We start from the raw sequence: 18,557 nt of genomic DNA, 5'->3' as shown, positions 1-18,557 counted from the left end.
ACCGGCAGCTCGCCGGTGCACCGCACAGGAGGGACCAACTCGACATGGACTCGTCGCACGCGAGCACGGCTGTCGCGGAACAGGATTCCGTACAGACCGCGATCGCCCACTTGTTCGGCCCTGAAGGCAGAGCCGACCCGTATACCCCCGCCCGTGTCCTGCGTGAGGCGGGCCGGGTCCACCAGACCCCGCTCGGTCATCGCCTGCTGACCCGCTACGACGACTGCGTCGCCGTGCTGTCGACGACCGCGTGGAGTCACGCGGAAGAGGCCGCGATGATGCATCCCACGGTGTCGCCGGAGGACGCGCCCGAGGAGCTGCCCACCTCGTTCCTCTGGATGGAGCCGCCGGACCACACCCGGCTGCGCAACCTGGTGACCAAGGGGTTCACCCCGCGCATGGTGACCAGGCTGCGGCCGCGCATCGAGGAGCTCACCGAGCAACTCGTCGACAAGGCCTTGGAGGCAGGCGAATTCGATCTCATCGAGTTCATCGCCTACCCGCTGCCGTTGATCATCGCCTGCGAGCTGATCGGCGTGCCGAAGGAGGCCTACGGCCAGGTGCACCAGTGGTCGCAGGACCTGGCGCGCGGGTTCGACCACGACTACACGTTGCCCGAGGAAGCCTTGAAGGCGCGCAGCGCCGGATCGCGCGGCTTCATGGGCTACTTCCGGGAACTGCTCAACGAGCGGCGCAAGGACCCGAAGGACGACCTGCTCAGCGTGCTGTCCCAGGTCGAGGATCGCGGCGATGTGCTCACCGAGCAGGAACTGCTGGCCACCTGCATCACCACCTTCGTGGCCGGCCACGAGACCACGGCGAACCTGGTCGGCACCGGCATGCTGCAGCTGATGCGTAATCCGGACCAGATCGCCGCGCTGCGAGCGCGTCCGGAACTGTGTGCCTCCGCGCCGGACGAGCTGCTCCGGCTGGAGCCGTCGGTACAGATCACCACGCGGGCCGCCACCCGGCCGATCACCGTGGCGGGCCACGACTTCGAAACCGGTGAAGGCGTTGTGGTGCTGATCAATTCGGCCAACCGCGATGACGCCGCCTACGTCGACTCCGACCGAGTCGACGTCGCCCGCTACTCCGACCCGAAGAACCCGGCCAAGAAGCACCTCGGCTTCAGCCTCGGCATCCACTACTGCCTGGGTGCACCGCTGGCCCTGCTGGAGATGGAAGTCCTCCTGGAAGTGTTGCTGCGCAAGGTCAAGACCATCGACCTCCTCACCGACACCCCGCCCTACAAGCCGAACGTCGTGATCCGCGGACTGGAGTCCCTCCCAACGCGATTCACGCCTGCCTGACCGACCCCGGTCGGTGCGAGGGACCCGGAGCCGGAGGGGCGCCGGGTCCCTCGTGTTGGCGGCTACTTTCCGGGGCAGAGTCGTCTCGGCGTGCTGTCGGTCGCGAGTTTCGCATCGACACAGCCTGGTAGAAGATCGCGGTAGGTTTGGGTGCCGAAGTTGGCGGTGACTGTTAGCTTGCCGTCGCCGAAGGTGCTGCGCTGCACCAGGTGATCTTCGGTGAGCCACTGGAAGTCGGTCATCGGTGCGGTGCCTACTGCCTCGTGCAGTGGTGCGAAATATTCTTGCAGGCGGGCGATTTCGGGGCCATGGGTGGTGAGTTGCTCCTGGTCTAGTACGAAGTTCAGTGGGGTGTTGTTCAGGATCGCGGTCAGTGCGCGCATCGTTTGTTGCTGCGGCAGTTTGTAGTACGGGAGTTCCCAGCGGTCGAGGTTGATCACCGAGTCGTGCAGGACGGTTTCGTAGAGGGGGACTCGGTAGGCCGGGTCGAACATGGCCTTGGCCGCGGCGGCGGGTAGTTCGGCGGGTTGGAAGAACAACCGCGGTGCGCGCTCTGGGGTCCAGGCGCCCCAGGTTTCCTTGTCGCGCTCGGACTTCCACAGCAGGTCGGAGACGGGAGTCTGCGAGCCATGGCTGAACGCGACGACCGTGCTGGCCCAGGAGCCCGCGGACTCCGATCCGAGCACCTGCTTGCGGTCCTCGGCGAGCCGCCGCATCCGCGCGAGCCGGTTGTCGCGATCGCGCGTCTGATTCATCGGATGGCCGGGACTGTAATCGTCGAAGAATTCGCCCGAGGCGTCGACGTCGAGGAAGTAGGTGTTCGCGCCGTTGGCGGTCATGCTCGTATACCGGTCATCGAGCAGTTGCGGATTCCGGGCCAGCGCTTCGGAACTGAGGTAGCAGCCGCGATCGTGGAAACCGGCCTCCGGCGCCCCGGCGGCGTCGTGGACGCAGCCGGTCGGCCACACGCCGTCGGGCCAGATCGACTCGGGACCATCGGCGGTGGCGGGATCTTGGGCGTTGTAGTACGTATCGTAGGGTCCCGCAAGGTATCCCGCCTGCGTGGCCGCGTCGATGGTCGCGCGCGACATCGGCTCGCCGCCGGAGCCATCGCCCAGCCACATTCGGCTCAGCCCGAGCTCACGCATCCGCCGGACCGCATCCGGTGATCGCCCGTCGCCCCACACGTAGGCGTGGAAAGCGCCGAGCAGCTTGGTGATCGAGGGATTCTGGCGGATCTTGTCTTCCAGTGATCGGAACTGGCCGTGCTGGATCAGCCACGCGCGATAATCCTTGGCCGCGGCCACCGGAGACGAATCGGTGAGAGCGAAACTCACCTGGTAGGTGCGGGTGTCGGCGCTGGCGTCGAATTCGTGTTCAGCCCGTGCCCGCAGTTTTCCGTCGATCGATGTCACGGTCAAGGTCGTGCCGATGTCGGTCGGCGTGATGTAGCTGACGCCGCGCTGGCCAATGCTGTTGCCCCAGAACGGCATGGTGAGTGCATAGCTGAGGTCCATGGGACTGTCGACGAGTGCGGCGTCGGCGGAGTTCCAGAACGGATCGGTCACCGGCAACGAGAGGCCCTCGCCGCGCGGCAGCTGCAGTGCTGTTGCGGCGGGGTCGGTGCCGGTCACCGGCCAGGTCAGCCGCTCGTCGCGGTCGCTGCGCAGGACGACCCGGAGCCGGCCGTCGGCGGCGTCGGCGGAGACGGTCAATCCCTTATCGGGATACGTCCACGTCGCCAGATCGCCGCTGATCCGAATGGGGCCTGCCGTGCCGAGGCCACCCACCGCGCTGTCGGAGATCGCGATGCGCGTTCCGTCGCCGGTGACGCCGGTGACTGACAGGGATGTCGTGTCCACGTCCGCCTGGCCGCCGTCGATCGGCACCAGCACGTGGTTGCCGCGTTGCTCCGGTCGCGTGCTCGCGGTGTCGCTGTCGCAGGCCGTGATGGTCAGGCCCGCGATCAGCACCGCGGTGGTGAGGGCGATCCCTCGCTCGATGCTCCGACGTCTCATGCCGGGCACGGTTCCGGAGCCGGATGAGAGTTCGATGAGACGACGTCGGGTCCCGGGCCTGCGCCGATCCGATCCGTAGTATCCGAAAGATGCGCGTTTTGGTAGTGGATGACGAGGACGCGGTCCGCGAGGCCCTGGTGCGCGCGATGGACAGCGAGGGCTATGAGACGCGCGCGGCGGGCGACGGTGCCGCGGCGCTCGCCGAGATCGAGCGGTGGCAGCCGGAGGTGGTGCTGCTGGATGTGCTGATGCCGTTCATGGATGGGTTGACGGCCTGCCGACGGCTGCGGGCGCGTGGGGACCGCACGCCGATCCTGATGCTCACCGCGCGGGACGCTGTCGCCGATCGGGTCGACGGCCTCGATGCGGGCGCGGACGACTATCTGGTCAAACCGTTCGACCTGGACGAGCTGCTTGCTCGTGTCCGCGCCTTGGTCCGGCGCACCTATCCCGACGACGGCGCGGTCCTGTCCTGCGCGGATCTCGTGATGGACACCACCGCGCACGAGGTCCGCCGCGGCGCCCGCCTCGTCGAACTCAGCCGCACCGAGTTCGCGTTGCTCGAGGTGCTGCTGCGCAACGAGGGCCAGGCACTGCCGCGCGAGACACTCATCGAACGCGTCTGGGGCGCCGGCCTCGGCTCGACGTCGAACTCGCTCGAGGTCTACATCCGCTACCTGCGCCGGAAACTCGAAGCCGACCACGAACCCCGGCTCATCCACACCCTGCGCGGCATCGGCTACCGGCTGGCCCCGCCGTGAGGCTGCCGGGCTCGCTGCGCGCCCGCATCGCGCTCTTCTGCGTCGCCGCCATCGCACTCGCGCTCGCGGGCATGGGCCTGGCCGCCTACGCCGTGGTCGCCCACGAACTCGACAGCTCCCTCGACCTCGGCCTGCGCCGGGAGGCGACCCGCATCAGCCGCACCATGGCGACGGACGCCGACGTCGCCACCGCCTCCGGGCCCTGCCGATACCTGATCGCCCCGAGTTGCGTCCAGGTCGTCGCCGCCGACGGGCGCATCGAATCCGAGCACGACCCGAATCAGCCGTTACCCGTCGACTCCGCCACCACTGCGGTCGCGGCTGGAACCCGGTCGGCGTTCTTCACCGACATCGACCTCGACGGCTACCCACTCCGGATGTACACCGCCCCACTACGTTCCGGCACCGCAGTACAGATCGCCCAACGCGCCGACCCTGTCGACACCAGCCTCCGCCGCGTCGCCTACGCCCTCCTCGCCGCAGCGGCAACTGGCACCCTGCTCGCCATCGCCGCAGGTCTCATCGTCGCCCTCCGAGCCGTCGCCCCTGTCACCACCCTGACCGCCGCCGCCGAACGCATCGCCGACACCCGCAATCCCCGCCACCACATCACCATCCCCGGGCCCAACGAACTCCAAAGTCTGGCAACCAGTTTCAACGCCATGCTCGACGAACTCGATCAGGCCCTCACCGCCGAACGCGACTCCCGCGCCGCCCAACACCGCCTGATCGCCGACGCCTCCCATGAACTCCGCACTCCACTCACCGCCCTCCGCACCAACATCGACCTACTCCGCCGAGCCTCTCGCCTGAGCACCGAACAACTGGACGCCACCGCATCCGCCCTACGCACCCAGTCCGACGAACTCTCCGGCCTGGTAACCGATCTCATCGACTTAGCCCGCGCCGACGACCCATCCGCAGCCCCAGAATCCCTCGAAGACCTACGCCTCGACCTGCTGGTCGTCGACTGCCTACGCACCGCCGAGCGACATTGGCCCACAATGACATTCGAGTCTGAGCTAGATCCCACCACCATCTACGGCGCACCGGCCCGCCTCACCCGCGCCATCACCAACCTCCTCGACAACGCCGCCAAATTCAGCCCACCCCAAGGCGTCATCCACGTCACCCTCCACCACAACGACCTGACAGTCCGCGACCACGGCCCCGGCATCCCACCCGCCGACCTCCCGCACATCTTCGACCGGTTCTACCGCTCCACCACCGCCCGCACCAAACCCGGCCACGGCCTGGGCCTGGCCATCGTCAAACAGGTCGCCGACCTGCACGGTGCCATCCCCGCTGCCGAACCAGCCCCGAACGGCGGCACCATCTTTCACCTGACGTTCCCAACGGCGGCCCCTCAATCGCAGTGAGCACGAAACTGCTTCGACCCCAACGGACAATTGCGAGACGATGGCGAAATGCATGATGGATGGCCCGATCGCCTGATAGTGCGTGCCCTGACGTGCGGCGACGCTCACCAGGTGGCCGGCTGGCAGTACGACGGCCCATGGGGGATCTATAACCTCGCCGCTGCCGATGACCCGCCGAACGCCGCGGACGGGTACACGGCCGTGGCCGATGGCGACACCGGCCGGATCGTCGGATTCTTCTGCACCGGAGCGGAGGCGCGAGTTCCCGGCCTCGGTGCGGAACCCGAGGTGATCGACCTCGGTGCAGGCATGGATCCGAAATGGGTCGGCCGAGGTCACGGCCTGGACTTCGGCGGCACTGTGCTCGCACATCTGCGCCGGGTCAACCCAGCGACGCCGATCCGCGCGGCCATCCAAGCCTGGAACCTCCGAAGCAGGCAACTCGTCCGCCAGCTCGGATTCGTTGAGCGCGACCAGCATCACTGCGTGCAGAACGGTCGAGATATCACCTATATCGTCGCGATATTGCCTGTCGCTCAGTGACGTCCCGGTCGACCGCACGGTCGAAAGTGTGTCGCCGGATATGAGCTGTGCTGCGAGAATCGGTCGATGCCGGTCGACCAGAATCTTCTCCTCGCCTTCGTGGCGACCACGTTCCTCGCGATGATCATGCTGGGCCCGGACATGCTCTTTGTCCTCGGTTGCGGGATGCGTGGTGGTCCGCGGGCCGGGCTGCTCGCCACGCCGCGCGTCGGCGGATCGAAGTCGCCACCGGAGGAATTTTCATCGGGCTCGGCGTCCGGCTGGCCGTCCAGCACTAGTTCCGGCGGCTCATACTCGCGTGTTATGTGGTCTTCATGCTGCGGTATGAGGTGGGGGTGGGATGGGCGCACCTAACGTTGATGCCATGGATAGCTTGCAGGCGGGTCGACGGGACAAGGCCGTGGTCATCGGGGGTGGGATCGCCGGATTGCTCACGGCGCGAGCGCTTTCCGACCACTACGCGGAGGTTGTGGTGCTGGATCGGGATGGTGAGCCGGGGGCGGGGGTACGGCGGCCCGGGGTTCCCCAGTCGTTTCATCTGCACCAGATGTTGCCGCGTGGGGAGGTGATTCTCGAGCAGCTGTTTCCGGGGTTTCTCGATGATGTGTTGCGGCTTGGCGCGTTTCCGCTGACGGAGGGGACGTTGACCTGGATCAATCGTTATGGGGCGATGACGATGCCCGCACCGGAGCAGGGGGCGGTCTACAGCAGAGGGCTGGTGGAGCAGGCTATTCGTGCGCGCGTGGCCTCGATCATCAACGTGCACTTCGTATATGGGCAGACGGTGGTCGAGCTGTGTGCCGATGACGAGCGGACCAGGATCACGGGCGTTCAGTGCCGGTACGGCAGTCGGTCCGAGCATACGAACACCCTGTCGGCGGATCTGGTGGTCGATGCGAGTGGGCGGTCTTCGAAACTGCCGCAATGGCTTTCGGCGCTGGGATACGGCGTGCCGCCGGATGAGGTCGTCACGTCCGGGATCGGCTACAGCACCCGTTACTACCGGGTGCCCGCCCGGCCGAACGTGCCCACCTTGCTGGTGATCGAAAACGACTGCACCACAGGGAATCCGGCCGGTGGGGTGTTGAAGCGGATCGAGGGTGACGTGTGGAGCACGTGTCTGACCGGGATCGGCGGTCACTATCCGCCGACCGATGCCACCGGGTTCGATCAAGGCCTGACCGAACTCATCGATCCCGGCCTGGCCGAGGCCTTGCGTGACGCCGAACCGCTGACCGCGCCGCGCGGGTTCCGCATTCCGGTCTGTGTCCGGCGGCATTACGAGCGGATGGAACGGTGGCCGGCCGGGCTGCTCGCGCTCGGCGACGCGCTGTCCACCGTGGACCCGATCTATGGACAGGGCATGACGGTGGCCGCCATTCAGGCCGAGAGCATCGCCGCCTGTTTGGGTGAATACGACGGCCCGGGCTTCGAACGGGACGCGCTCGAACGGATACAGCGCGCCTCGTACCCGGCCTGGTGGCTCAGCTCGCTCGAGGATCTCCGCTGGCCGGGCGTCGAGCACACCGGCGGTCGGCCCTTCAAAAACGTTGCGCTGCTGCACAAGTACTTCGATCTCGCACTCGAGCGGATGACCCAGCAGTTCACCGGTACATCGGCGTTCGATCCGACCTTCCTGAGCTACTTCGCGCTGACCGGACTGCTGGTCTCGCCGAGCGAGGTGGTCAACGGCACCATGCTCGAAGCGCTGCTGCGCGGCGAAAGCACCGAAGCGCAGCAGGCGATCCGGGCCGAGATCAGTGCGTACGGCGAGTCGATCGCCACGGCATTGGCCGATGCGGTCGCCGTCGCGGCGTAACGCGCGAAGATCCCCAGATTTGCCGCTGGCGTGCTGGGCTCGGATGGAGAAATATAGGCGTGCAAACCGCCAGCGGGACGGCATTGGCGAAGTCAGGCCGCCCCGCCATGTTCCAGGAGATGGGAGCGGACTGTGCACGACGTCAGCGATACCACCGAGGCGCGGCCGGGGACGTCCGCCGACGAGCTCGGCGAGTCCTACATCTGGGAAGTCGTTCATGACGGCGTGACGGTCGAGTCGGGTGAGACCCGCCTAGGTGAGGCGCATCCACTGACCGGTAGTACCGCGGGTCAGCATTACGAGATCGCCTGCGGGGTGTTCGAGCAGGCGTGCGACAGTGCGGTGGAGGAGCATCGTTACGAGGTGATGATGGCGCGGGTGGAGGAGCGGACCGAACCACACCCGGTCACCGTCGTCACCGTGAATTTGCGCTATGCGGACGCCAGCATCGCGGTGTCGATGACCGCGCATCCGCGGCATCGCCCGATCACCGACACGGACATGGCGGAGTATCGCGATTACCTCGAGTGGGCAGAGGAAGACCACCGTCGGTTCCTCGAACAGAAGGCGCTGAACGACGAAACCTTCGACCTTCCATGGGAATCCACCGAGGAGGACTGGACTCCGGACGAAACGATCGACCAGTCCGATCCCCGTCTGGCCCGCATCGCGGAACTGGAGGCCGAAGCCGCCGACATCCGCTCGGAAGTCTTCGATCCCGACCACTGCCGCGAACTCCAGTTCCGCGCCGAGCAGAAGCTCCGCGCGGCACAGGCGGCCGCGAGCGACGACGACACCGCGGCCGAACGAGAACTCGCCCACCGCACCGAACGCGTCACTCGCTGGACCACCCTGCTCGCCGAAACCACCGCCGCCTACCTACAGGCCGCCGCACTGGACGCGGAAGCCGCGCACGTGCGCCGCGCACTCCAGTCCGACATCCAACCGGCCGGGCTGCTCAGCGAATCCTCCTGAGCCGGTGGAGATCCGGTGCCTACCGATCGCGCGGTAGACACCGGACAACCGTCACAGCGCCAGCAGTGCACGATGCCCGATACGCGGATCGGCCAACGGACGCAACGCTATTCGCATCAACGCGAGAGCATTGTCGTCGCCCGCTATCCGATTCGCCTTGAGGGAACCGCAGGCCTGGCATTGGTGCACGAGCTGCCATTCGCCGTTGTCCCGCGCGGACATGCTCACCGCGTCCATCCGCCCGCGGCACTGCTCGGCACGGTCGCCGGGGACGCGTCGGTCCACGTGACGACTGGTCAGGCAGTGCGGGCAGTGGTTGCGGTGGGCGGTGCCCGGCGCGGTGATCGGCACATCCATCCGGCACCCGATGCAACGGAACGCGTCGCCGGATTCGCCTGCGCGACCGTGCAATACGTCCTTTGCGCGTTGCGGGCGGCGGCCCGCCGGTTTCCTGCGTGGCATGTCGCACCCCCTACAGATCGCCGAAGACTTCGAGCGGGAACGGTGGTTCGGCCAGCGGGCGGACCGCCATGCGCATCAGGATGAGCTGATTGTCGTCGCCACACACAGGGTGCAGCGCCAGCTCGTGGCAGCGGGTGCAGCGATGCACCACGGCCCATTCCCCGGTGCGCAGCACGGCGATCGACAGCGGCGCCATTCTGGCGCGGCAGTCGGAGGGGCCGCCCTCGACGTGGTCGTGGGTGTGCCGCGAGTTCAAGCAACTCGGGCAGTGGTTGCGCCAACTGTTGTCCGGCGCGAGCGTCGCCACGACGAGGCCGCAGCGGACGCAGGTGAAAGTGTCGGTGCGCAGTGCTGCGCTCGGACCGTGAGAGGTGTTGTCTGACACCCGGATTACTCCTTTGCTGAGGGCTGAATGCAGTAACAGCAGGAGCAGGCCGAGCGCGCCTCGGAGCTTGTTTAAGCGGCGGTTGGCTGTGCGGGCGCGGACGAACCGACATGGTTCGACTCGACGCGGTGAGGCGCGCTCGGCGCAGTCCGGGGCATAGACACTCTTTCCTGGGCCGTCGGCCCGGTAACCGATCGCTCGGGCGCTTCTACCAGCGCGGGAGCAACGGTAGCAACGGCGTCGCGGCGGCCGCCACTGATTTTGGCGGGCGGCGATCAAGCGCGATAGTTGCGGATCACGAGCCCCAGGCTGCCTGCCGCGGCGAGTGCGGCGACCGCGAACATGTCGGGGTAGCCGAAGTTCAACTGCTGATGCAGGAACGACAGCAGGGCGGGCACGCCGAAGCCGAGGTAGCTGACCGAGTAGAACACCGCGGTCAGTCCGGCCAGATCGTCTGGGCGCGCGATCCGTTCGATCTCTTGGAGCCCGGCGACCAGCCCGATGCCGTATCCCGCGCCGAGAACGACGGCCGTCGCCAGCGTCGCCCAGAGTGTCAGCGCACCGGAAGCCCAAGCCGCCATGACCATTCCGCAGGTCACGAAGACGAGCGAGACGACGGCCGCGCGTGCGGTGCCCGGCTTGTCGATCCGCCGCGCCACCGACTGGATCGCGAAACCGCAACTCAGCGTGATGACTCCGACGAGCGCCGAGAACGCGATCGGCGCGCCGTGGATGTGCGGCGCCATCAGCGTCGGCATGATCGCGTACGCGGTGCCGGCGGAGGTGAACAACCACAGCGCGACCGGCAGTGCCACACAACGGAATCGGCGGTGCGCGGCCGCGGGCACCTTCAGGTCATCGATCAAGCGGCCCGGAGTCTCTTGGGGGAGTACCGTTTCCGGCGCTCGTGCCACCCACAGTGCGGCGACCAGACATAGCGTCACATTGATCAGATAAGCGAGCGTGTTCGGCCAAGGCGCCCACTGGGCAAGTATCCCAGCGAATCCCGCGCCGACCGCGAAACCGCCGGTGAGGCTCATCGCTGAGCGTCGCGCCCCGGTGCCACCGGGCAGCGCGGGCCCGAACGGCGGTTGCGCGAGCTCCTTCAACCAACTGCTACCCACCGCCATCGCCAGCCCGAGCGCCACTCCGCACAGCACTCGTCCGGCGGACAGCACCGGTACTGACGCCGAGCCGAACGCCAGCAACAGCGAGCCCGCCGCACTGATCAGCGGCGCGGGCCGCAGCAACGCGCGACGCCCGAACCGATCCGACAGCGGCCCGCCGATCAGCAGCGCGGGCACGATACCGAGGACGTAGTAGAACAGCAGCAGATCCACCGTGGTGGCGGCCAGCCCGTGATTCTTGTACATCACCAGCAGCGGCGTGAATTCGTTTCCGCCCCAGGCGATCGCGAACATCGTGGCGGCGACACCCCACCACGCCTTCGACGCGACCTCGGTGGGCGCGGACCGGACCGCGGTGGTGAGCGTCGCCATCACAGTCCTCGTAGTTCTAGTTGGTGCACGCCGGAGAGGTGCTCGGCCAAGGCGGTGGTGAAGCGGTCCACCTCGCCCGCTTCGATCAGCCCGGCCAGGTGAGCGTGCTGCTCGATGATCCGGTCGATGTCGATCGGGCCGCGGCGCAGCGCGACGCTGTTCATCCGCCGCTGCCGCTCGCGCAGCGAGTCGTAGAAGGCGGCCAGCAGCGGGTTCCCCGCCGCGATCACGTACGAGCGATGGAAGTCGGTGTCCACGAGCGCGAACTGGTCGAGATCCCCGGCCGCGGCCAGCTCGCGCTGCCGGTCGAGCGACGAACGGAACAGTGACGTCAGCGCCGTGCGATCGGTCGAGGCCAGCGCGCGCACCGCGGCCGCCTCGACCACATAGCGGGCGTAGGCGACGTGCTCGGCCTCGTCCGGCGGAATCGGCACCACCAGCGCGCCCCGCTTCGGGTAGAGCTTCATCCATCCTTCGGTCTCCAGCCGCAGGAACGCCTCGCGCACCGGCGTCCGCGACGTGCCGAGGTCGGCGGCGATCTCGCCCTCGCTGATCAACTCGCCACCGGCCAATGTGCCGGTCAGGATGCGTTCCTTGACCTTGCGATAGGCCTGCTCAGCCGATGAATACGTCTTAGACACAAGTTGTATCTTAGGGGCGATCGGCGGTTAACCGACTGTGAGGTTTGTTACCGGGAGCCCTGCCGACCGAAGATCATGCGGGCTCGGGTGCTCGCGCTGGGTTCAATCTGAGTATTCGACGGCTTTGAGCCAGATATGAGAATTATCTTCAAAGATATAGACCTGATCTTGCATGATCTTCATACTTTTAGCAGTAACGGTCCATATTATGCGGATCGACTATCGACATCCATCGACATTCAGGAGCGCAGGTGAAGATCGGGGTCCCCCGCGAGGTCAAGAACCACGAGTACCGGGTCGCCATTACCCCGGCCGGTGTGCACGAGCTCGTGTCGCGCGGGCACGAGGTGTACATCGAGTCCGGTGCCGGTCGTGGCTCGGCGTTCGAGGACGAGGCATACACCGTCGCAGGCGCGCGGGTGCTGAACACCGCCGACGAGGTCTGGGGCACCGCCGAACTGGTGCTCAAGGTGAAAGAGCCGGTCGCCGAAGAGTATTCACGCATGCGCGAAGGCCAGGTGCTGTTCACCTACCTGCACCTCGCCGCCTCCAAGGAGTGCACGGACGCGCTGCTGAGCTCCGGCATCACCTCGATCGCCTACGAGACGGTCACCGGCCGCGACGGCTCGCTGCCGCTGCTGGCCCCGATGAGCGAGGTCGCGGGCCGGCTGGCCCCGCAGGCCGGCGCCTACCACCTGATGCGCAACGGCGGCGGCCGCGGCGTGCTGATGGGCGGCGTGCCCGGCACCCCGCCCGCCAACGTGGTTGTGATCGGCGCGGGCGTCGCAGGCGGCAACTCGATCGCCATCGCGCACGGCATGCGCGCCGAGGTGACCGTGCTCGACCTGAACATCGCCCGCCTGCGCGAGATCGACGCGCAGTACAAGGGCCAGGTGCGCACCATCATGTCCAACCGGCTCGAGGTCGAAAAGGCGGTGCGTGAGGCCGATCTGGTGATCGGCGCGGTGCTGGTGCCCGGCGCGAAGGCGCCCACGCTGGTCTCCAATGACCTTGTCGCGCAGATGAAGCCGGGCTCGGTGCTGGTCGATATCGCCATCGACCAGGGCGGCTGCTTCGCGGATTCGCGGCCGACAACGCACGCCGACCCGACCTACCGGGTGCACGAGTCGGTGTTCTACTGCGTCGCCAACATGCCCGGCGCGGTGCCTTACACCTCGACCGTCGCGCTCACCAATGCCACGCTGCCGTACGTGGTCTCGCTGGCCCAGCACGGCTGGCGCGAGGCGGTGGCCAAGGATCAGGGCCTGGCGGACGGTCTCAGTACGCATGGTGGTGTGCTGCTGTCCGCTTCCGTCGCGGCCGCGCACGGTTACGTGGCCGAAAGCCTGGTTGCGTAACACGTTTCGCAAAGGCGGCCGACCCGGTGGGTCGGCCGCCTTTGTCACGTAGTGGGATTCGTTCGCGGGCGCATGTGCTCGAAGATGAGGATCGTCTCGGTCGAGGCGACCGCCGGATGCTCGCTGAGGTTGTTCAGCACGAACCGGCGCAGCTCGTCGGTGTGCGAGGTGGCCACGTGGATCAGGTAGTCGTCGGCGCCCGCGATGAAGTACACGTTGAGCACCTCCTCGAATTCCGACATCTGCTCGCCGAATTCGGCCAGGTGCTGGCGTGCGCTGGCACGCAACCGCACCGCGATCATGGCCTGCAGGCTCCGGCCGAGCGCGGCCGGATCGATATCGGCATGGAACCCGCGAATCACGCCGCGTTCCACCAGCGCGCGCACCCGCCCGAGGCAGGTGGACGGCGCGATCCCCGCCGCGGCGGCGAGCGCGTTGTTCGTCATCCGGCCGTCCCGCGCGAGCTGGTCGAGCAGGATTCGGTCGATATCATCGATCGGTACGCCGGCCGGCGGGTGGATCGGCGACACGGGTGGGGTCGAGCCGCCGGGTGAATCACTCTTACGCATACCTCGACCGTACAGAATCTTGTTCGTAAATCCGCCTTATTTATGAATGATCTTCGCCGAACTGGGGTCTCGTTGTAGTTATGCGCGCCAAGAGGTGGCGGGCAATCCCGCGAGGAAGTCTTTCCCCGGCAGCACGCGCAGCCGCCACGGACGCAGTCGCAGCAGGTTGACACCGGGCGACTCCGGCCCGTGCCAGCCGGGGATGCCGATGCCGCCGGGGTCGTAGCCGAGCGGCATCGGTGTGCTCCGGAACAGCTCCCACACCGTCGTCTTCGTCTCGAGGTCGTCGACCCATTCGGCCGCGCACTCCGCGAGGCAGGTGTCGTGCGTCGGCGCCCAGTAATTGCATGCCGCATAAGGACTATGGGCCAGCTGCGCCACCTTGGGCGGGGTCTTGCCGGTGAGGATCCACCCGGTCAGCTCCTGCTCGTCCCACTGCCAGATCGGATGCAGGATGCGGCTGCGCGGGCGGCCCGCCGGATCGGTCGTCGACACGGTTGACCAGACAATGCCGTGCGCCAACTCCACGAAACGTGGTGCGATATCGCCCAATTCGCTCACATCGGCCACTGTAGCGTCGCGCCGGGCCTCAGACCACCGGTCGAGCGTGCGGCCGAGCCTGTTCCAGTTGCGCGGCCACGGTGAGGATGGTCGTTTCGCCGTTGCTGGGGCCGATCAGCTGCACCGCGAGCGGCAGGCCGTCCGCGCCGATGCCCGCGGGCAGCGACGCCGCCGGGTGACCGGTCACGTTCCACAGCGTCGTGTAGGCCACCAGCGGAATGGACCGGGTCTGAGCGCGAACGGTGCTCGCACCGTCGAGTGCGCCGATGCGCGGCGGTCGGCCCGCGAGGGTCGGGGTGAGCAGCAGGTCGCAGTCGACGAAGATCCGATCGACCTTGCGCGCCAAGGCTTCACCCTGCCGGATGGCCCATTCGACGACCGGACGCCGGGCCCAGGCGCCCATTCTGATGGTCTGACGGGTGCGGCGTTCGAGACGTTCCGGATGCTCGACATGGTCGGCTTCGTCGCGCACGCCGCCGAAGAACTGAGGGAAGAAGGCCTGCAGTGATTCCGGGTAGTTCGGGTCGACCTCGAACACCGAATGGCCAAGGTCGGCAAGCAGTTTCGCGGTGTCGTGGACCGCGCGCACGTGCTCGGGATCCGGTTTCGCCAGTGCGTTAGGCGATTTGGTGCTGTAGCCGATGCGCAGGCAGGTGGCGGATTGCCGCGCGGCCTGTTCGAACGACATCACCGGCTCCGGTGCGGTGAACCGGTCGTTGGGGGTGTTGCCGCGGATCACGTCGTACACGATCGCTGAGTCCAGGACGCCGCGGGTCAGCGGTCCGGTGACCCCGAGCGACCACCAGAGGTGCTCGAACGGCGCGACCGGCACCCGGCCGCGCTGCGGCTTGAGGCCGAACAGTCCACAGCAGGCCGAGGGGATCCGGATCGAGCCGCCGCCGTCGCTACCGATGGCGACCGGGACCAAGCCCGCCGCGACCGCCGCGGCCGAGCCACCGCTGGAACCGCCGGTCGTGCGGTTCCGATCCCAGGGATTGCGGGTGACGCCGTAGGTGCTCGACTCGGTGAACGGCCACTGCCCGAATTCGGGCATCGTGGTCTTGCCGACGATGACGGCGCCTGCAGCGCGCAACCGGCGCACGACCTCGGCGTCGGCCTTGGCCGGCGTCGAGTTGGCTCGGGTGCCGAAGGTGGTGACCAGACCGGCGACGTCGATCTCGTCCTTGATCGCGATCGGGATGCCGTGCAGCGGGCCGACGCTGCCTGCGGCACGCTCGCGGTCCCGTTCGATGGCCTCGGCCCTGGCCTGCTCGTGGCGCACCTGAGTGAACGCATTCAGGTCAGCGGCCGCGTCGATGCCGGTCAGCGTGGCGGCGACCAGCTCCTGCGAAGACAGGACTCCTTGGTCGAGCAGCTCTCGCTGCTCGAGCACACCCGCCGCTACGACGTCCTGGAGATCCATCTACCGCTCCTCTCGGCCACACAGCACCGCGTGACCAGCACGACTGAACCGTCGGGCCGAAGACCCGACAGTAGATAGCCGTATGACCATTTCGCAATGAATACGGATGCGGATCACAAGGAGTTCAGTATTTCGGCGAACTGGGTGGGCGGTATTCGGGATCGGCGGCGCGCATGGCGGCAACGTCGTCGCGATCGCGGAAGGCGGGCATGGACTGCCAGCGTTCGTGCAGTCGCGCCAGCGCGTCCCGATCGAGCTCGATGCCGAGGCCTGGGGTGTCGGTGACCTCGATGGCACCGTCGGTGAAGGTGAACGGTGTGGTGATGACGTCCTCGGCCTGCCACGGGTAGTGGGTGTCGCAGGCGTAGTCGAGGTGTGTGACGGTGGCGGCGACCTGGGTCATCGCGGCGAGGCTGATGCCGAGGTGGGTGTTGGAGTGCATCGAGATGCCTTTGCCGTAGGCGTGGCAGATCGCGGCGAGGTCGCAGGTGGCGTGCAGGCCGCCCCAGAAGTGGTGGTCGGACAGCACGACCTGGACCGCGTTAGCGTCGAAGGCGGGGCGGATTTCGTCGATGGCGGTGACGATCATGTTGGTGGCCAAGAGCATTCCGGTGCGGCGGTGGAGTTCGGCCATGTCGTCGACGCGGGCGGTGGGGTCTTCGAGGTATTCCACGATGCCGGTGAGTTGTTCGGCGACGGTTGTCGCGGTGACCAGAGACCAGCCGCCGTTGGGGTCGAGGCGTAGTGGGTGTTCGGGGAAGGCCTTGGCCAGCGCGGTGATCGCGGCGACCTCTTCCTCGGGTGGGAACACACCGCCCTTCAGCTTGAAAGAGCGGAATCCGCCGTGGGCGCTGAACTTTTCGGCCAGCCGGACGACGCCGTCGGGGTCGAGCGCCTCGCCCCACTCGTCGGTCGGGGTGTCCGGCATCGGGTGGTCGGCCCACTTGTAGAACAGGTAGCCGGAGTAGTCGACGCGGTCGCGTACCTTGCCGCCGAGCAAGGCGTGCACGGGCAAGCCGAGCTCGTGGCCGTGCGCGTCGAGTGCCGCAGTCTCGAAGGCCGAGATCACGCTGAGACGGACCTTGTCGGTGGTCAGCGTGCCGCGCAGGCCGCCTGCGACCGGGTTGTCATCGAGTAGGCGGGTGTCGCCCGCGCCGAGCAAGCGGATCGCATTGATGGCGGCCACCGGCATGCCGACCAGGTGCTGCGCTAGTTCTGTTGCGCGGGACAGGTATTGGTGGTCGCCGTAGGTCTCGCCGAGACCGACCGTGCCGCTGTCGGTTTCGATCTCGACGATCAGTCGTGGCGTGTACGGCTGGTGTACGCCACCGACATTGAGCAGTGGTGCGTCGGCGATGAGGATCGGGGTGAGGCGGACGTCGGTGATGACAGGGGACATGGTCAGTCACGCTTTCCGTCGATGCGGCGGGGGAGGCGCCACGGGTTGTCCTCGCGTAGGGCGGGCGGGAGCAGGCTGTCGGGGAAGCCCTGCCAGGCGACGGGGCGCAGGAACCGGTCGATCGCGGCGGTGCCGACCGAGGTCGTGGTGGGGGCAGTGGTGGCGGGGTACGGGCCGCCGTGTTGTTGGGCCCAGGTGACGGTGACACCGGTCGGCCAGTCGTTCCAGATCAGGCGTCCGGCGAGCGCCGTGAGCGCGGGCAGTAGCGGGCGGACCTCCTCGATCTCGCTGTCCTCTGCGAAGACCGTGGCGGTCAGACCTGGTTCGAGCGCTACGAGAAGTGCGTGTAGCTCAGCGGAATTCGCGTATTCGACGATCAGCGCGGCGGGACCGAAGCATTCCTGGTGGAGCAGCTCACTACCGGCGAGGAAGTCGGCGGCGGACACCTTCAACAGCGTCGGTGCGAGCAGGTCGGCTTCGATGTCAGGCAGGGAAAGCGCTGTGACAGAGGGATGTTCGCCCAGGCTCGTGACTCGGGTTCGGAAGCCGTCGGCAATGCGGTCATTGAGCAGTCGTTGCCCGGGTGCGTCACGAACGGCCGTGCGGAGTGCGTCGGTGAGACCATGGCCTGCGGGCAGCAGCAGCAGGCCGGGTTTGGTGCAGAACTGTCCGGCGCCGAGGGTGAACGAGCCGAGGAAGCCCGCCACGATCTGGCGGCTGCGTGCGCGAATGGCTTCCGGCAGGACCACGACCGGGTTGACGCTGCCGAGTTCGCCGTAGAACGGGATCGGCCGAGGCCGTGCGGCCGCTATGTCGAACAGCGCCCGTCCGCCCGGCACTGACCCAGTGAAGGCCGCCGCAGCAATGGCAGGGTGGCGCAGTGCGGTGGTGCCTGCGTCGATGCCGTGGATGAGCTCGAAGATTCCGTGCGGTGCGCCTGCCTCGATCAGAGCTTCGCGGACGATTGCTCCGGTGCGCGTGGACAACTGCGGATGCCCGGGGTGCGCCTTGAGCACGACCGGACAGCCTGCGGCCAGCGCGGAGGCGGTGTCGCCGCCCGCAACGCTGAACGCGAACGGGAAGTTGCTCGCGGCGAACACCAATGTCGGACCGATCGGCACGACGCTGCGACGGATATCCGGTCGCGGGCCCATCGGCCACTGCGGGTCGGCGTGGTCGACGGTGGCGCGCAGGAACTCGCCATCGGCGAGCACCTCGGCGAACAGGCGCAGCTGAAAGGTGGTACGCGCCAATTCGCCACGCAGGCGCGGGTTTTCCGGGAGATGTGTTTCCTCGGCGGCGAGCGGGACCAGCTCGTCGGCGGCGGCATCGATCGCGTCCGCGGTGTGTGCGAGCCAGCGCGCGCGGTCGGCCGGGGTGGAGTCGGCGAGCGCGGCGGCGGATTCCGCTGCCGCGTCGATGATTCGGGCTAGGTCGTTCGGGTCGGTGTCCATG

General features: G+C 67.4%; 17 protein-coding genes. 7 read left to right on the top strand and 10 right to left on the bottom strand.

The annotated features are described in order from the left end of the window. The first annotated feature begins 44 nt into the window (after nucleotides 1-44). Entirely contained in the window at nucleotides 45-1,310 is a 1,266-nt protein-coding gene (locus tag ACIBK2_RS01370) for a cytochrome P450 (RefSeq protein WP_396962373.1), read from the top strand. Nucleotides 1,311-1,372: 62 nt separating this feature from the next. Here ACIBK2_RS01370 and ACIBK2_RS01365 read toward each other — a convergent pair whose 3' ends face one another. Then, on the bottom strand, nucleotides 1,373-3,328 hold the full coding sequence (locus tag ACIBK2_RS01365) for a glycoside hydrolase (protein WP_396962371.1): 1,956 nt from the start codon (nucleotides 3,326-3,328) through the stop codon (nucleotides 1,373-1,375). 89 nt (nucleotides 3,329-3,417) lie between these two features. On the opposite strand from ACIBK2_RS01365, the gene ACIBK2_RS01360 reads away from it, so the two are divergent. From ACIBK2_RS01360 to ACIBK2_RS01340, 5 genes are all read left to right on the top strand, one after another. Then, a complete protein-coding gene (locus tag ACIBK2_RS01360) occupies nucleotides 3,418-4,089 on the top strand; it encodes a response regulator transcription factor (RefSeq protein WP_396962368.1) in 672 nt (223 codons plus the stop codon). Next, the gene (locus ACIBK2_RS01355; RefSeq protein WP_396962366.1) at nucleotides 4,086-5,468 is read left to right on the top strand and encodes an ATP-binding protein; all 1,383 of its coding nucleotides are present in this window, start codon (nucleotides 4,086-4,088) and stop codon (nucleotides 5,466-5,468) included. Before ACIBK2_RS01360 ends, ACIBK2_RS01355 begins: the two co-directional genes overlap by 4 nt. Before the next feature lie 111 nt (nucleotides 5,469-5,579). Beyond that, nucleotides 5,580-6,011 (top strand): GNAT family N-acetyltransferase, encoded by a 432-nt coding sequence (locus ACIBK2_RS01350; protein WP_396962364.1) that lies wholly within the window; start codon nucleotides 5,580-5,582, stop codon nucleotides 6,009-6,011. Nucleotides 6,012-6,375: 364 nt separating this feature from the next. Beyond that, a complete protein-coding gene (locus ACIBK2_RS01345) occupies nucleotides 6,376-7,830 on the top strand; it encodes an FAD-dependent oxidoreductase (RefSeq protein ID WP_396962362.1) in 1,455 nt (484 codons plus the stop codon). 132 nt (nucleotides 7,831-7,962) lie between these two features. Then, nucleotides 7,963-8,805, top strand: coding sequence for a hypothetical protein (locus tag ACIBK2_RS01340; RefSeq protein ID WP_396962360.1), 843 nt, complete (start codon nucleotides 7,963-7,965; stop codon nucleotides 8,803-8,805). 51 nt (nucleotides 8,806-8,856) lie between these two features. Here the strand turns inward: ACIBK2_RS01340 and ACIBK2_RS01335 are convergent, their stop codons facing one another. From ACIBK2_RS01335 to ACIBK2_RS01320, 4 genes are all read right to left on the bottom strand, one after another. Beyond that, a complete protein-coding gene (locus ACIBK2_RS01335) occupies nucleotides 8,857-9,267 on the bottom strand; it encodes an RNHCP domain-containing protein (protein WP_396962358.1) in 411 nt (136 codons plus the stop codon). 10 nt (nucleotides 9,268-9,277) lie between these two features. Continuing rightward, the gene (locus ACIBK2_RS01330) at nucleotides 9,278-9,652 is read right to left on the bottom strand and encodes an RNHCP domain-containing protein (RefSeq protein WP_396962356.1); all 375 of its coding nucleotides are present in this window, start codon (nucleotides 9,650-9,652) and stop codon (nucleotides 9,278-9,280) included. Nucleotides 9,653-9,927: 275 nt separating this feature from the next. Further along, nucleotides 9,928-11,151 carry an MFS transporter gene (locus ACIBK2_RS01325; RefSeq protein ID WP_396962354.1) on the bottom strand — a complete coding sequence of 408 codons (1,224 nt, stop codon included), beginning with the start codon at nucleotides 11,149-11,151 and terminating at the stop codon, nucleotides 9,928-9,930. Then, a complete protein-coding gene (locus tag ACIBK2_RS01320) occupies nucleotides 11,151-11,792 on the bottom strand; it encodes a GntR family transcriptional regulator (RefSeq protein WP_396962352.1) in 642 nt (213 codons plus the stop codon). Before ACIBK2_RS01320 ends, ACIBK2_RS01325 begins: the two co-directional genes overlap by 1 nt. Nucleotides 11,793-12,043: 251 nt before the next feature. Between ACIBK2_RS01320 and ald the strand changes: the two genes are divergently transcribed. After that, complete coding sequence (ald, locus tag ACIBK2_RS01315; protein ID WP_396962350.1) at nucleotides 12,044-13,150, top strand: alanine dehydrogenase; 1,107 nt, start codon at nucleotides 12,044-12,046, stop codon at nucleotides 13,148-13,150. Nucleotides 13,151-13,194: 44 nt separating this feature from the next. Here the strand turns inward: ald and ACIBK2_RS01310 are convergent, their stop codons facing one another. The 5 genes from ACIBK2_RS01310 to ACIBK2_RS01290 form a co-directional block, all read right to left on the bottom strand. Then, nucleotides 13,195-13,719 (bottom strand): Lrp/AsnC family transcriptional regulator, encoded by a 525-nt coding sequence (locus ACIBK2_RS01310; RefSeq protein ID WP_357384102.1) that lies wholly within the window; start codon nucleotides 13,717-13,719, stop codon nucleotides 13,195-13,197. A gap of 78 nt (nucleotides 13,720-13,797) precedes the next feature. Then, the gene (locus ACIBK2_RS01305) at nucleotides 13,798-14,280 is read right to left on the bottom strand and encodes a pyridoxamine 5'-phosphate oxidase family protein (protein WP_396962347.1); all 483 of its coding nucleotides are present in this window, start codon (nucleotides 14,278-14,280) and stop codon (nucleotides 13,798-13,800) included. Nucleotides 14,281-14,308: 28 nt separating this feature from the next. Then, complete coding sequence (locus tag ACIBK2_RS01300) at nucleotides 14,309-15,703, bottom strand: amidase (protein WP_396962345.1); 1,395 nt, start codon at nucleotides 15,701-15,703, stop codon at nucleotides 14,309-14,311. Nucleotides 15,704-15,827: 124 nt separating this feature from the next. Further along, nucleotides 15,828-17,108, bottom strand: coding sequence for a glucarate dehydratase family protein (locus tag ACIBK2_RS01295; protein ID WP_396964001.1), 1,281 nt, complete (start codon nucleotides 17,106-17,108; stop codon nucleotides 15,828-15,830). Beyond that, complete coding sequence (locus ACIBK2_RS01290; RefSeq protein ID WP_396962343.1) at nucleotides 17,105-18,556, bottom strand: aldehyde dehydrogenase (NADP(+)); 1,452 nt, start codon at nucleotides 18,554-18,556, stop codon at nucleotides 17,105-17,107. The genes ACIBK2_RS01295 and ACIBK2_RS01290 overlap by 4 nt, the downstream gene beginning before the upstream one ends. Between the last annotated feature and the right edge of the window lies 1 nt (nucleotide 18,557).

The organism is Nocardia sp. NPDC050175, assembly GCF_044459885.1.
Classification (GTDB): domain Bacteria; phylum Actinomycetota; class Actinomycetes; order Mycobacteriales; family Mycobacteriaceae; genus Nocardia.
Note: the sequence above shows the minus strand (reverse complement) of the source record. Positions and strands in the feature narration are given on the sequence as shown.

Bases quoted from the DNA above. Each gene is read 5' to 3' on its own strand.
- ACIBK2_RS01370 (WP_396962373.1), top strand. From the start codon at position 45: ATGGACTCGTCGCACGCGAGCACGGCTGTCGCGGAACAGGATTCCGTA.
- ACIBK2_RS01365 (WP_396962371.1), bottom strand. From the start codon at position 3,328: ATGAGACGTCGGAGCATCGAGCGAGGGATCGCCCTCACCACCGCGGTG.
- ACIBK2_RS01360 (WP_396962368.1), top strand. From the start codon at position 3,418: ATGCGCGTTTTGGTAGTGGATGACGAGGACGCGGTCCGCGAGGCCCTG.
- ACIBK2_RS01345 (WP_396962362.1), top strand. From the start codon at position 6,376: ATGGATAGCTTGCAGGCGGGTCGACGGGACAAGGCCGTGGTCATCGGG.
- ACIBK2_RS01335 (WP_396962358.1), bottom strand. From the start codon at position 9,267: ATGCCACGCAGGAAACCGGCGGGCCGCCGCCCGCAACGCGCAAAGGAC.
- ACIBK2_RS01325 (WP_396962354.1), bottom strand. From the start codon at position 11,151: ATGGCGACGCTCACCACCGCGGTCCGGTCCGCGCCCACCGAGGTCGCG.
- ACIBK2_RS01310 (WP_357384102.1), bottom strand. From the start codon at position 13,719: ATGCGTAAGAGTGATTCACCCGGCGGCTCGACCCCACCCGTGTCGCCG.
- ACIBK2_RS01300 (WP_396962345.1), bottom strand. From the start codon at position 15,703: ATGGATCTCCAGGACGTCGTAGCGGCGGGTGTGCTCGAGCAGCGAGAG.
- ACIBK2_RS01290 (WP_396962343.1), bottom strand. From the start codon at position 18,556: ATGGACACCGACCCGAACGACCTAGCCCGAATCATCGACGCGGCAGCG.